This window comes from Collinsella sp. TM04-29 (genome assembly GCF_003466565.1).
GTDB lineage: Bacteria > Actinomycetota > Coriobacteriia > Coriobacteriales > Coriobacteriaceae > Collinsella.
Genome location: NZ_QSPW01000001.1, coordinates 927,117 through 941,713, shown reverse-complemented (window position 1 = coordinate 941,713; position 14,597 = coordinate 927,117). Strand labels below are relative to the sequence as shown.

Annotated in this window: 12 protein-coding genes and 1 tRNA gene; 12 read left to right on the top strand and 1 reads right to left on the bottom strand. The window is 50.0% G+C overall.

The window, feature by feature from the left end:
- Positions 1-63: 63 nt before the first annotated feature.
- The gene (glgB, locus tag DXD39_RS04305) at positions 64-2,334 is read right to left on the bottom strand and encodes a 1,4-alpha-glucan branching protein GlgB (RefSeq protein WP_117803236.1); all 2,271 of its coding nucleotides are present in this window, start codon (positions 2,332-2,334) and stop codon (positions 64-66) included.
- 331 nt (positions 2,335-2,665) lie between these two features.
- On the opposite strand from glgB, the gene DXD39_RS04300 reads away from it, so the two are divergent.
- The 12 genes from DXD39_RS04300 (at position 2,666) to DXD39_RS04245 (ending at position 14,596) form a co-directional block, all read left to right on the top strand.
- Complete coding sequence (locus tag DXD39_RS04300; protein WP_117803235.1) at positions 2,666-3,355, top strand: HAD family phosphatase; 690 nt, start codon at positions 2,666-2,668, stop codon at positions 3,353-3,355.
- Between the two features lie 9 nt (positions 3,356-3,364).
- Entirely contained in the window at positions 3,365-4,006 is a 642-nt protein-coding gene (locus DXD39_RS04295; protein ID WP_117803234.1) for a thiamine diphosphokinase, read from the top strand.
- A 70-nt stretch (positions 4,007-4,076) separates the two neighbouring features.
- A tRNA-Ala gene (locus tag DXD39_RS04290) sits at positions 4,077-4,152 on the top strand.
- A gap of 786 nt (positions 4,153-4,938) precedes the next feature.
- Positions 4,939-5,484, top strand: coding sequence for an antiterminator LoaP (gene loaP / locus DXD39_RS04285; protein ID WP_233541101.1), 546 nt, complete (start codon positions 4,939-4,941; stop codon positions 5,482-5,484).
- Positions 5,485-5,780: 296 nt separating this feature from the next.
- Complete coding sequence (locus tag DXD39_RS04280) at positions 5,781-7,445, top strand: nucleoside-diphosphate sugar epimerase/dehydratase (protein WP_233541100.1); 1,665 nt, start codon at positions 5,781-5,783, stop codon at positions 7,443-7,445.
- A 15-nt stretch (positions 7,446-7,460) separates the two neighbouring features.
- Positions 7,461-8,714, top strand: a complete 1,254-nt coding sequence (locus DXD39_RS04275; protein WP_117803232.1) for a DegT/DnrJ/EryC1/StrS aminotransferase family protein — start codon at positions 7,461-7,463, stop codon at positions 8,712-8,714.
- Positions 8,715-8,754: 40 nt separating this feature from the next.
- Positions 8,755-9,423 (top strand): sugar transferase, encoded by a 669-nt coding sequence (locus DXD39_RS04270; protein ID WP_117803231.1) that lies wholly within the window; start codon positions 8,755-8,757, stop codon positions 9,421-9,423.
- A complete protein-coding gene (locus DXD39_RS04265; RefSeq protein ID WP_117803230.1) occupies positions 9,423-10,208 on the top strand; it encodes a glycosyltransferase family 2 protein in 786 nt (261 codons plus the stop codon). The genes DXD39_RS04270 and DXD39_RS04265 overlap by 1 nt, the downstream gene beginning before the upstream one ends.
- An 11-nt stretch (positions 10,209-10,219) precedes the next feature.
- A complete protein-coding gene (locus tag DXD39_RS04260; protein ID WP_117776506.1) occupies positions 10,220-10,993 on the top strand; it encodes a glycosyltransferase family A protein in 774 nt (257 codons plus the stop codon).
- 1 nt (position 10,994) lies between these two features.
- Complete coding sequence (locus DXD39_RS04255) at positions 10,995-12,083, top strand: EpsG family protein (protein WP_158565425.1); 1,089 nt, start codon at positions 10,995-10,997, stop codon at positions 12,081-12,083.
- Entirely contained in the window at positions 12,004-13,134 is a 1,131-nt protein-coding gene (locus DXD39_RS04250; RefSeq protein ID WP_117803228.1) for a glycosyltransferase, read from the top strand. Before DXD39_RS04255 ends, DXD39_RS04250 begins: the two co-directional genes overlap by 80 nt.
- A complete protein-coding gene (locus DXD39_RS04245; RefSeq protein ID WP_117803227.1) occupies positions 13,124-14,596 on the top strand; it encodes a lipopolysaccharide biosynthesis protein in 1,473 nt (490 codons plus the stop codon). The genes DXD39_RS04250 and DXD39_RS04245 overlap by 11 nt, the downstream gene beginning before the upstream one ends.
- Position 14,597 lies beyond the last annotated feature (1 nt).

The following is a 14,597-nucleotide window of genomic DNA, read 5'->3' as shown; positions in this document are numbered from 1 at the left end:
GAACGGTTATGACTTGTATCCTACGCCTCGTCGGGGCGGGTAATTACAGCTGTAACGGTTTTGTTACGCATCCTTGGCAGACGGCTTAACAGAAGCAGACTTGGCCTTGGTAGCGGCCTTTTTGGCAGCCGGTTTCTTGGCTGCGGCCTTAGCAGCGGGCTTTGCGGCAGCCTTGGCCTTGGTCGTCGTAGCCTTGGCCTTAGCCGGAGCCTTCTTAGCAGCCGCAGGCTTGGGCTTCACCGAAGACATACGCTTTTTGGGCGCAGCCTTGGGCTCCTCGACCACGGGCGGCTTATAGCTGCTGGGACCGCGGCGCTTAAGCACCACGCCTGCCAGACCGGGCACCTTAATCTCAATGGAGTCCATCTGCCCGTTCCAGGGATAGGGCTCGCTCGAGCAGGTGTAGGGCTCTTCGCCGGCATAACCGCTGCCGCCAAACTCGGGACGGTCAGAGTCAAAGATGACCTCCCAGTCGCCCTCGCGCGGCACGCCCACGCGGAAACTCTCGTAGCTCGCCGGGTCAAAGTTGATCAGGATCACCAGATCGTCGTCGACGTCCTCGCCCTGACGCACAAAGCTCACGATGGACTGCTTGGAGTTGTCCGCATCGATCCAGGTAAAGCCGTCGTCGGTGTAGCCGCGCTCGTACAGGGCGGGCTCGGCGGTGTACAGGTGGTTGAGTGCCTTGATAAACGCCTGATGATGACGGTGGGTCTCGTACTCCTCGGTCAGGAACCACTGGATGGACTCGTAGTAGCGCCACTCAATAAACTGGCCGATCTCGTTGCCCATAAAGTTGAGCTTGGCACCGGGATGCGTCATCTGGTAGAAGGCCAGCGTGCGCAGGCCGGCAAATTGGCGCCACCAGTCGCCCGGCATGCGGCCGATCAGCGAGCACTTGCCGTGTACGACCTCGTCGTGGCTCAGCGGGCAGATGAAGTTCTCGGTAAAGGCGTACATGATGGAAAACGTGAGCAGGCCGTGGTTGCCGGGGCGCCACGGAAAATCGGTCTGCATGTAGTGCAGGGTGTCGTTCATCCAACCCATGTCCCACTTGTAGTGGAAGCCCAGGCCGCCGTCCTGCGGCGGATAGGTCACGAGCGGCCACGCGGTGGACTCCTCGGCCATCATCATCACGTCAGGGAAGTGTGCCTCCACGGCGCAGTTGACCTGACGGATAAACGCGCTGGCGTCCAGGTCCTCCTCGGTACCGTACTTGTTGAACTTCTTTTGGCCGGGATCGTCGATGCCAAAGTTGAGGTACAGCATGCTGGACACGCCGTCCATGCGAATGCCGTCCACGTGGAAGTTCTCGAGCCAGTACAGCACGTTGGAGACCAAGAAGGAGCGGACCTCGCCACGGGCGAAGTCGAACTTGTGCGTGCCCCAGTTGGGGTGAATCTCGTGCTCAAACAGCATATGGCCGTTAAAGGTGGCAAGGCCGTGGGCGTCGGCGCAAAAACCGCCGGGCACCCAGTCCATGATCACGCCAATGCCCGCCTCGTGGCATGCATCGATAAAGTGCATGAGTTGCTGCGGGTTGCCATAACGCGACGTGGCGGCATAGTAGCCGGTCGTCTGGTAGCCCCAGGAGCCATCGAAGGGATGCTCCATGAGCGGCATGACCTCGATATGCGTGTAGCCCATGTCGCGCACGTAGTCCACGAGCTCCACCGACAGGTCGTCGTAGGTATAGAACTCGCCGCGCTGCGCGGGGAAGGGATCCATGGGGCCAGGATAGTTGCCGTACTCGTCTGGATCGCCCTGCGGCGCATCGCCGTGGCGCTTCCACGAGCCAATATGCACCTCGTAGATGTTCAGCGGCTGCGACATGTGGTTGTGGCCGGCGCGGCGCTTGAGCCATGCGGCGTCGTTCCACTTATAGCCGTCGAGGGTCCACAGCACGCTCGCGGTACCCGGAGGGCACTCGGCCTTAAAGGCATACGGATCGGCCTTGTAGAGCTTCTCGCCCTCGTTGGTCTCGATGAGATACTTATAGAGCTGGCCCTGCTCGGCACCAGGAATAAAGCCTTCCCAAATAGCGCTCGTATGCACGGGCACCAGCGGGTTGGCTTCCTCATTCCAGTCGTTAAATTCGCCAATGACATGGACGCTCTTTACGTCGGGCGCCCAAACGCAAAAGCGCCAACCGCGCGTACGGTTCTGCGTGTCGGGGTGCGCGCCCATCTTTTCCCAGCTGCGCTCCCACATGCCAATGCCAAACAGGTAGACATCGTCCTTAGAGAGCTCCGGTGCGTGCGGGGCGGCTTTACGGGTAGCAGGCTTTTTGGTTGCTGGCTTTAGCTTTGTATCGCTCACGTTTGATCCCATCATGACGCGGCAGCGTGTTGCCTTGGTGACTAGATGCGAAAGGTCCAAGGCTGCACGAATCGAGGGGACGGCGATAGTTCTATGATTCGTTCCACCTCGCGTGCTCGGTGGAACTTTCGGCACGAAATACGATAACACCTGTTCGTTACTTTTATGGAGAAAAGTGGATTTGCGGCGGTGTTTAATCGGCGAGCGCCATGTTTAGACCACTGGCAGAATTGCGATGGTAAAACTCTTGACAGTTTTACCAATTAGGGTTTCAAGATTGTTAGTTTGACGTTTGGTAAAACGTTTTTAGCAGGTTGTTTACCCTTTGACATCGAAAGGTTCGTTTATGTCCCAGACCGCCGCCCCCAACGTTGCTTTTATTTTCGATTGCGACGGCACACTGGTTAATAGCACCCCCGTTTGGGCCTATGCCCAGCCCGAGTTATTGCACCGCCACGGAGTCGACGTGACGGTCGACGATTTTGCCCAGTTTGAGCATTTGTCGCTCGAGGACGAGTGCCAGGCCTACCACGACACCTGGGACATTGGCGCGAATGGCGAAGAGCTGTATCGCGAGCTGAGCGACATCCTGATCGATGGCTACTCTAAGGTGCCGCCACGCGAGGGTCTGCTGACGTTTTTGGAGCAGGCGAAGGCGGCCGGTATTGCCTTGTGCGTTGCCACGTCCACGCCGGCCGAGCTGGTTAAGTCTGCGCTAGCGGGAGCCGGACTCGACGCGTACATGGAGTTTGTTACCACGACGGGTGAGGCGGGACGCTCCAAACAGTTCCCCGACGTATACGAGCTGGCGCTGCGCCGTCTGGAGGAGCGCCATGGGCACAAGTTTGAGCGCGCATGGGTGTTTGAGGACGCCGTCTTTGGCCTTAAGAGCTCTGGCACCGCTGGATTTAAACGCGTGGGCATTTATGACCCGCACGGCCGTATGGAGCGCGACGAGGTGCGTGCCAACTGCGATATCTTCATCGATAGCTATGAAGAGCTGGACCTGGCCCGCGTTCTTGAGTTTGAGGGCTAGGCGAGGGCTGTGGCTTTTAAGGTATTAGTGGTCTGCGGCTCGCCCGTGGTGGCGAGTGCGGATTTGTTGCGTAGGCTAGCGGGGGAGTGCGATCACGTTGTCGCCGTGGACCGCGGACTCGACGTGCTGCTGGGCGCCGGTCTGGGCTGCGACGTATATGTGGGGGATGCCGACACGGTGAGCGATGCGGGCCGCGCGCTGATCGATGCCGCCACCGACTTTGAAGTTGAGCGCCACGACCCGTACAAGGACTATACCGATCTTGCGCTGGCGCTCGATTCCGTCCGCCGTCGCTGGCCAGGTGCCGAAGTGGTTGCGACTTGCGCTACGGGCGGCCGTCCCGACATGGCCCTGTCCGTGTTAGGGCTACTGGCAAGCTATGCGGACGCCCCCGTCTGGATTGCCGAGGAGGAGACCACGGCCCGCATCCTGCACGGAGGCGAATCCTGGACTATTGAAGGCGCCGAAGGCAAGACGTTCTCCATCATCGCCATCGCCCCCAACACCGTGGTTAGCGAACTCGGCTTAGAGTGGGAGCTAAACCATTCCCCGCTAGGACTCTTGGCGGATACGGGCATCAGCAACGTCGTCAGATCAACAGCCACGATCCAAGTCCACACCGGCACCGCCATCGCTTACCTATATCATTAGGCATTTAAAGTCTGACCCAAAAAAGTCCTTGCACGTCGAGCCAACTTCCCCTATAGTATCTCGTCGTCACGGGGGCGTAGCTCAGCTGGGAGAGCGCTTGACTGGCAGTCAAGAGGTCAGGGGTTCGATCCCCCTCGTCTCCACCATCGTGAATGCAAAGGCTTTCGGAATCCCGAAGGCCTTTTTTCATGCCAAAATACCTCGCGCCACAAACCCCACCCACACCAACAAAAAGTTGCACAATTTATTTCCCATGTCTGTACATAGTTTGTTAGACAAACGTGATTATCAGTGCAGCTCGCCGTTCCATTTGCGCTTCAGGATCGCCCTTAATCACCGCTCGCACCCCAATATCCTGCGCCAACGTGAACAACATCCAAAAACAACCCCCTTAAGCACGCCAAATGAACGATATGTTGTCCAACGCAACCCAAATCAGTTTCGCTACCAGCTTGTGCTAGGATACCTAACGTTACATGAGTTCAACTGTGCTCACGGCTCTAACAGGCCACATAGCACGGGGTTGATCAGCATCCGGTCGTAACGGCGGTGTTAGAAAAACCATGAGCTCCAATATCGATTGCCATGCGCGATTTTCACTTGCTTTTGCGGCTGCTTTTAAGTTTGCGTTAGACGGTGCAATGAACTGCTACGGCAAACCACAGCAGTTCTTCAGCTGTTTGCGTGCGGTCCAGTTTTGTACCCGCTTGACTGGTTCGCACGCAGCCAGCTGGAGTCGCGGTCATTTTTGCGATACACGTCCGCGTCTCTAGCAACTGCACTCATACATACCGTTCACGGTGGGGCAGAGCCACGTGCTTGTCTAACTGGGCTCAGGGTTTGAATATGGAGCGCCTCCGCGCACAAGCGCCCTGGCGAAGCCATGCCCAAACCCCGTGAGCCACACGTAAGACAGCAAGGGGGTGGTGCTCGTGTGGTATGTGATCCAGGTCATTAACGGTCGCGAAGACGTAATGCGCGAGCGCATCGAGCGTATGGTGCCGGCGAGCGCCATGCAGGAGCTCTTTTATCCCCAATTTCAAACCGAGATCAAAGTACACGGCGAATGGGTCTGTACGACCAAGCCGCTCTTTCCCGGTTATCTTATCTGCGATACGGCAGACCCCCGCACCGTGCAACAGTATCTGCTGCGCATGGACGACTTTGCCCGGGTGTTATCCCAGGACGGTCAGTTTGTGCCGCTGGCAATAGAAGAGGTCCAACTTATTGGCGGCTTTACGCATAGGGGAGACCGCGTAGTGCCCATGAGCGAGGCCCTAAAAGACGGTGACCAGGTCGTAGTAACGGCAGGCCCGCTGCTGGGCCACGAAGGCCTCATCAAAACCATTAACAGACGCAAGAGCACTGCTTATTTGGAGCTCGACATGTGCGGCCGACGCGTAACCACCCGCGTTGGCCTCGCGGTGCTTTCAAACGAGCAGCGCGCAATGCGAAACCTTAAAAAGGCAATCGCCTAACTGCGGGCGGCTGCTCAAAGGGGCAAAGGGGATCCCCGGGCGGGGATAACGGGATTAATAGGGAGAGAGAAGAGCGGATCTTGAACACCGAATCTAAGAGCGCAAAGCAAAAGGGGAAGCTGAGCGCCTTCGAGCCGTATATGTTGATGGCATATGACATTGCTGCAACTTTTATTGCCGTGTTTATTGCATCGTGGGGTACGCAGCATTGGGCGACTCTCGGCGGAGCAGCCGGCGCATGCCCGGCTATTCTTGTACTTGCGCTTGTTAACGTTGTCGTCTTTTGGTTCTTTCATATGTATAGCAGCTTGTGGCGCTATGCGAGCATTTCCGAGGCTGGACGTATTGTTGCAGCCGTAACGGTAGGATCAGTAATTGGCGACGTTATCTTTAACGTGTTTTTTGGCAAGGGCATGACCCTTCGTGAGGACGTTATGGCATGGGCTGTCATCCTCATTATTTGCGGTGGCGGACGCTTTGCCATTCGTGCTATTTATGGTAGCCAGATCTGGCGCTTCAAAAGCAATTCCGATGCGCATCTCCCGCGTACGCTCATCGTAGGAGCAGGGGAGACCGGCTCTCTTTCCATCAAACGTATGCTCAACGGAGATCCCGATATGATCGGTGATCCGGTTGCCGTTGTTGACGATGATCCCAATAAGCAAAATCAGCGTATCCATGACGTTAAGGTCTGCGGTACTTGTGCCGATATCCCTACTATTGCGCACGATTGTGAAGCAGAACAGATTGTCGTGGCAATTCCGAGCGCTACGCATGAAGAACGTCAGCGTATTTACGACCTGTGCATGAAAACAGGTCTTAGGGTCCTCACGCTCCCCAATGTCCGCGATATTCCGCAGGATGGTGTAGGCAGGGTTGCCCTTCGTGAGGTCGAGATTAGCGACTTACTTTCTCGCGAGGAGAAGTCGCTTGACCTTAACCAGATGGGCTACGTTACCGGTAAGCGCATTTTGGTCACGGGCGGCGGCGGATCTATTGGCTCAGAGCTTGTACGTCAGCTGCTTCCGGCAAAGCCTGCGCAAATCGTGTTGTTCGACATTTACGAGAATACTACCTACGAGCTGTATCACGACATCATCAAGACCGCTCATGATCAAGGCACTGATATTCAAGTCTATATCGGCTCCATTACGCATCTTCCAGCGATTACCAAGGTCTTTGAGAAGTACCATCCTCAAGTTGTTTTCCACGCTGCAGCCCACAAGCACGTTCCTCTTATGGAACACAACGCCCGCGAGGCAATCGAGAATAACGTCTTTGGCACGCTTAATGTTGTACGCCTTGCCGACAAGTACCAGTGCAGCCACTATGTGCAGATTTCTACCGATAAGGCCGTTAATCCCACGAACGTAATGGGTGCCACCAAGCGTATGGACGAGATGATCGTTCAGTATTACGCGGCCAACAGTAAGACCGTCTTTACGGCTGTTCGCTTTGGCAATGTTCTGGGTAGTCACGGATCGGTCATCCCGCTGTTTAAGCGCCAGCTTCGTGAGGGTGGCCCTATCACCATTACGCACAAGGACATCACGCGTTACTTCATGACCATCCCGGAGGCCAGCAAGCTTGTCATTACTGCCGGAGCTTTAGCGCATGGCGGCGAGATTTTTGTACTGGACATGGGTGAGCCGGTCAAGATCTACGACCTTGCCATCAACCTTATTACGCTGAGCGGTCTTAAGCCTGGCAAGGATATCCAGATCAAAGAAGTCGGCCTGCGTCCTGGCGAAAAGATGTATGAGGAGCTTCTTATGGACAACGAGCAGCTCCTGCCTACCGAGCATTCCGAGATTCGCATTTCCACAGCCGAAGCCGACAAGATGGAAGAGATCAAAGACAAACTTGCGAAGCTTCATGACTGCCTCGATAAAGATAACGATACGGTTAAGTCTGTTCTCGCCGAGGTTGTACCTACGTATCATCCGCAGTTTAACGATTAGGGATAAGGAGCCAAGATGGACATTAAACCCTTCGAGAATAAAGTTTGGCTAAGCTCGCCGACCATGCACGGCGATGAGCTTAAATACATTACCGAGGCATATGAGACCAACTGGATGTCGACCGTAGGGGAGAATATCAACGAAGTCGAGCGCCAAATGGCCGAGAAGATTGGTTGCGGCTTTGCCGTTGCCCTTTCTTGTGGTACTTCTGCCTTGCATCTTGCCATGAAGCTTGCTGGAATTAAGCCCGGTGATGAGGTCCTTTGCAGCGATATGACGTTCGACGCAACGGTGAACCCAGTTGTTTACGAGGGCGGTGTCCCTGTATTTATCGATACCGAGCGAGACACTTGGAATATGGATCCCGTCGCTCTTGAAAAGGCCTTCGAACTGCATCCGACTGCAAAGGTCGTTGTGGCGGCGCATCTATACGGAACGCCTGGCAAAGTCGAAGAGCTTCGTTCAATTTGCGATGCGCACGGGGCCGTCCTTGTTGAGGATGCTGCTGAGTCACTTGGTGCCACGTATAAGGGTCGTCAGACCGGCACGTTTGGTGACATTAGCGCCATTAGCTTTAACGGCAATAAGATCATTACCGGTTCCGCTGGTGGCATGCTTTTAACTGATAGTAAAGGGGCAGCCGATAAAACTCGCAAATGGTCGACCCAGTCGCGCGAAGCCGCTCCCTGGTACCAGCATGAGGAGCTTGGCTATAACTATCGCATGAGCAATGTAATTGCCGGTGTCGTGCGTGGCCAGATTCCGTATCTGGAGGAGCATATTGCCCAAAAGAAGGCTATTTACATGCGTTACAAAAAGGGCTTCAAGGGTCTGCCGGTGAGCATGAACCCCTATGACCCTAACGTTTGTGAGCCTAACTTCTGGCTTTCTTGCATGCTGATTGATCCCGATGCGATGTGCAAACAGGTTCGTGGCGAGAGTGAGGCGCTTTACGTAAGCGACCCTGGAAAGAGCTGCCCCACCGAGATCCTTGAGGCTATTGCTGCCATTAACGCCGAGGGCCGCCCCATCTGGAAACCCATGCATATGCAGCCTATTTATCGTATGAATGCTTTCGTAACGCGCGAGGGCAATGGCCGAGCTAAGACCAATGCGTATATTTCCGGCGGTGCAACGGGCGCAGATGGCTTGCCTTTGGATGTGGGCGCTGACATCTTCCATCGTGGTCTCTGCCTGCCCTCCGACAATAAGATGACTCCCGAGCAGCAGGACGTAATCATCGAAGTGATTAGGCGTTGTTTTGAGTAGGCTTGGTAACGAGACATTCTATCAGCGCTATGGCAAGAGGATGATTGACGTCACTCTGTCCTGTCTTCTCTTGGCGCTATTTTGGTGGGTACTTGCCATCGTGGCCGCTCTCGTACGCGTCAAACTTGGCGGGCCCGTGTTGTTCAAACAGCCACGGCCTGGTCGCGGTGAAAAGATTTTCGAACTATATAAGTTTCGAACGATGACGAACGAACGTGATGAGAATGGCAAGTTGCTTCCTGATAAAGTACGCCTTACCAAGTTTGGTAAAGCGCTTCGTGCAACAAGTCTCGATGAACTGCCTGAAGTCTTCAACATCGTGAAGGGCGATATGTCGATCATTGGCCCAAGGCCACAACTTGTTCGGGATATGGTATTTATGACACCCGAGCAGAGAAAGCGCCACATAGTAAGACCAGGCCTCTCAGGCCTCGCCCAGATTAACGGACGAAACGCCATCGCATGGGACGAAAAGCTCGCATACGACTTGAAGTACATCGATCAGATTTCGTTAAGTGAAGATATTTCGATTTTCTTTAAAACGATTTTAAAGGCTTTCGTCAAACAGGAAGGAATAACCGAGGAAGGCATGGCCACGGCAGCTGATTTAGGCGATTACCTACTTTCAGTAGGAAGAGTGTCTCGTAACAAATATGATGCTCTCCAGATTCAGGCAAAACAATTGATTTCTGAAATGAGCGTGAAGTAATGACCACTGCTTGCAGCAACTTCGGTCTTGTTTCAATTGTAATGCCGGCATATAACTCTGAACCTTTCATTGAAGAAAGCATCAGGAGCGTTCAGTCTCAAACTTACGGTGATTGGGAGCTCTTGATTGTTGATGACTGTTCTACCGACAAGACAATTTCAATCGCAAACGAAATCGCTCGTGGTGATTCTCGAATCCACGTTTTTCAAAATAAGCAAAACTCCGGCGCGGCTTATTCAAGAAATCGTGCACTACGAGAGGCCAAGGGTGATTGGATTGCATTTCTTGACAGCGATGACCTATGGGATAAGGAAAAGTTAGCGAAGCAGCTTTCCTTTATGAGGGATAATCGGTGCGGGTTTTCCTATACAAAGTATGAGACTGTTGACGAGAAAGGCAGGCCGCTTCAAAAGAGTTTTAGCGGGCCTGCTCGTATCGACAGGGCTGGTATGCGTTGTTACTGCTGGCCCGGGTGTTTAACGGTTATGTATGACGCGCATATCGTTGGCGTTGTGCAAATCGCAAATCTTAAGAAGCACAATGACTACGCCATGTGGTTGAATGTAATTGATGTTGCCGATTGTTTGCTTTTACCAGAAGTGCTCGGTCGTTACCGCGTGAGATCTTCTTCCATTTCGCATGGGACGTCAAAATTAATCCAGGCCAAACATTTATATAAACTTTGGAATAGCAGAGGATGCTTCAAGGCTACAGCTCTATGTCATACAGCATTAAATATTGCTTGTTCTTTTTACAAGAAGATTAGATATGTTCATTCCTTTTGACGGGAGCCAAGATGAGCGATCGCGTTGAGGTGCTTATTGCGGCTTTGGATTGTAATCCTGAGTCGCTTATAGATAAAATGAATATTCAGACAGACGCAATTGTCGCCAATCAATGTGACGAAAATAGGATTTATGACTTTAATGCGAACGAACATTGTATTAAAGTTTTGAATTTTAATGAACGTGGCGTAGGTCTTAACCGTAATAATGCCCTGATGAGAGCTACTGCGGAGTATTGTCTCATTGCTGACGATGATATGGTCTATCTTGATGGATATGAAGAAATAGTTTTACGTGCTTTTAAAGAAAACCCTAATGCCGATGTCATTATTTTTAACTTAGAAGAGCCAATACCGCATCGTTTTATTAATAAGAAGAAATTTACGGTTGGATTTTTTAATTTTATGCGCTACGGTGCGGCGAGAATGGCTATCAGATTAGATTCGATTCGGACAAACGGCGTGTTCTTCAATCTTTGTTTTGGTGGGGGAACTGATCATTCTCATGGTGAGGACACGCTCTTCCTGGCTGATTGCCTAAAAAAGAAGCTACGCATCATTGCGGTACCAGATTACATAGCTTGTTTGACTGAAGAGCGAGAGTCAACGTGGGAACAGGGTAAGAATGAAAAATATCTTCGCGATCAATCTTTGCTCTTTTCTTTAATCGATAGCCGTAAATGGAAATTGTTGTGTTTACAAGACGTAATTAGGCACGGTAATGAATTTACTGTTTCTCGGTTAAAAGCGCTAAAAATTATGTTAAATAACGGGCGGAGCATGTAACGTGGGCGCCATTGCTAACTATCCACTCGGATCTCTTATATATTTTCTCGTATTTATTATTGGAATTGTTTTCGCCAATGAGGCGCAAGCCAGCGATAGAAAAAAATTACTTGTATTCATAGCCTGTGTTTTAGCTTTGTTTTTCGGTCTAAGAACTGAAAAGGTCGGCATTGATACCGTTAACTACTTAAGATACTACACTGAGACCATACAATACGGACCAAACATAACCGCAAGTTGGTACGACACGGTATATGTTTATGGAATGTCTTTATTTCGAATGGAAAATGGGTTTTACTTATTTAATTTCATTGTTTCATTTGCAACGAACTTATTGATTCTACTTCGTCTCTGGGATTTTAAAGAACAAATCAATTTAAGCCTTTCGTTCGGACTCTTTTATTCCTTTTTTATTCCAGTTGAACTAAATATTGCGAGACAGTTATTAGCGATTGCCCTTGTCTTCTGGGGCTCTAGATATATCTTTACCCATAAAGTTTGGCTGTTTTTAGCGTTTCTATTATTCGCAGTTGGAATTCATAGATCGTCTCTGATTGCGATTTTGCTGCTATGTGCTCTCTATTTTATTAAAGACGAGATGTCCTATTCTTCTCGAACGGTGCTTTCTTGTGTCAGCCTAGTTATGCCTGTTTGCGTAATAGCAGCGCCTATTATTTTAATTAATACAGGTTATTTGACAGACTATGCGAAATACTTTGAATCGAACGATATTAAAATTGGTCTAATGACAATTCTCAAGTTACTCGTTTTGTTCATTGGTCTCTCTAAGCACAAGCTTTTTCAACGTTTTGATGTGCAAGGTAAAGCCACTGTTATCTTTACCATAGTTGGCCTAGCAATTTCGATCATTGGCTATTTATTTGATTATATGGAGAGGATCGGATATTTCTTTTCGATATTCGATGTCGTCTCCCTTTCATATCTTGCTCGAGCGCAAAAGGATATTGGTAATGCGGAGTATGAACGCATGATATGGCTGTTGAGCCTCTATGTTTTGTTTACTGCTCTATCCGGAAATGGACAGGGCATTCTCCCTTATGAATCGCTATGGTTTCACTTTACAGTTTGAGGTGTGCATGTTTTCCAGTAAATGGTCGGGAACCGTTCTTGACGACTGCTCTTGCAGAAAAGTTAAACCCCGCGTATCAATTTATTGCTTGGCTTTCAACCATGAACAGTATATAGAACGTGCAATCAATTCCTTTTTGATGCAAGAAGTTAATTTTGATTTCGAGATAATTGTTCACGATGATGCGTCGACCGATTCAACTCAAGCAATTCTTAGGGATTATCAGGCTCGATATCCCACAAAAATAAAGCTGGTTTTACAAAACGAAAATCAATACAGTAAGGGGGTTCCAATTGTCAAAGAGTATATTGAGCCTTTAATTGAGGGTGACTATATTGCCATGTGTGAAGGTGACGATTATTGGGCTGATAACAGAAAGCTTCAGAAACAATTTGACGCTCTAGAAAAACACCATGAATGTTGCCTTTGCGTTCACAAGGTTATGGAGGTTACTAACGAGGGTGACAATCTAAACACATTCTTTCCTCGTTTCCATTTGGAAACTGGCCCTATTGATAGGTCAACTTTCATACCATTGAATAAAGAGTATGCATTTCAAACAAGTTCTTATTTTATTAGAGCTGATGTATGGCATGACTATATTAAATATCCTCCCGAGTTTAAACAGTTGTGCCCGGTAGGGGATGTCCCGATGCTTCTCTTTTTTGGAAATCTGGGGCCGGTTTATTATTTTGATGACATGATGTCATGTTATCGCCGAGGTACAACTTCCAGTATGAGCGATTGGCTGTTTCGACAAGGGTCTCTTGATAGGCTTTCGGTCCATGCAGAAACTATGGTTCGGGTATTTGAGGCTTTTGATGCGTATACAAGGGGGGCTTATGGTACTTTCTGCCAAGAACAGGCTGCTGGATACATGGCCCAAGTTTACTTTTGTGGGAATGGATCCATTTCATCTCTTTTGAATAACGATTGGCAGAATCTTCAAAACTTGCGATGGGAAAAAAAGGTTGCCGTTATCCTGTCTGCTGTATTTCCGTACCTTGCTAAGACCCTATATTTAAATCGACTTTCTAAGAATGGAAAATAAATTGGCCTCAACTGACATTAAGCGTGGCGCAATTAAGTCTTTATTTTGGAAAATAACCGAGAGAGGCTCACGAGCGTTTGTTGAGCTTGCAGTTCAAATCGTAATGGCTCGGTTGCTTGCGCCGGAGTTGTTTGGCGCTTTGGCGATCATGCTTGTTTTTGTAAATGTAGGCAATATATTTGTACAATCTGGACTTAACACGGCTTTGGTTCAGAGTCCGAAAATGGATGACAGCGATTGTTCGACCGTCTATTGGATCAGTTTGACGGTTTCAGCAGCCCTATATTTATGCGTTTTTTTCGCGGCGCCCTCGATTGCTTCTTTCTACCAAATGGACGCTATCATATGGCCGTTACGTGCACTTGCATTGATCTTGATTATCAATGCTTATAACGCGGTCCAAATTGCCATTGTTCAGCGAGAGCTGAAGTTTCGCATTGTCTTTAACGCCGCAATTGCGTCTTCCGTGCTGTCTGGTTCAATTGGTGTAATTTCAGCAGTATTTGGAGCCGAATTATGGGCGCTTGTTTTACAGCAACTCAGTTATCAGACGTGCAATTGCTTTTTTATGGCAGCGCAAGTCGATTGGCGACCGCGTCTCGTCTTTAACTCTAAGCGGGCTCGTGAGCTCTTTTCATTTGGGTGGAAATTGCTTGTCTCTGGTGTATTAGATCAAGGTTACCAATCGCTTTCTGACTTAATTATCGGGAAACAATTTAGTGCTTCGAGTCTTGGATTGGTATCTCAGGGAAAGAAATATCCGCAGGCACTTGGATCCATGCTTGATGGTGCTATACAACCTGTGATGCTGTCGGCGGTCTCACGCGTTCAAGATGACGTAGCGTATGTTAAGCGCCTAGTGCGTAGAGCGCTAAAGACCTCAACATTTTTTATCGTCCCCTCGATGACTTTGTTTGCTGTTGCCGCAGAACCCATTGTGGGAATTCTTCTCGGAGCCAAATGGCTACCCTGTGTTCCCTTTTTGCAAATGTATTGTTTCGTCTATGCGCTTTTGCCGATTCATACAACGAATTTACAAGCGCTAAATGGCATGGGTCGCTCTGATTTATTTCTGAAATTAGAATTAATCAAAAAGGGATACGGAATCTGCTTCATTTTATTTGCCGCCTTTATTTTGCATGACATCCATCTGATGGTTGGCATGTACATGATAAGTGGCATTTTCTCTACTTTCGTCAACGCCTATCCGAACAAGAAAGTTATTGGCTACTCATATATTGAACAATTGCGTGACATTGCTCCGGCATTTGGCATCTCAGCAGTTTCAGGAATAGCCGCTTTGTTGTGTGGCTCATTCGTAACTTCATCGGCTCTGAGAATATTTATTAACATCACCGTAATGGCGTTGGTTTATCTAGGGATTGCTTGGGTTTTCAAACTCGAAACACTTGATTATCTCATTAAAACTGTAAGGGACTTTTTAGGAACAAGGCGTCGCTAAC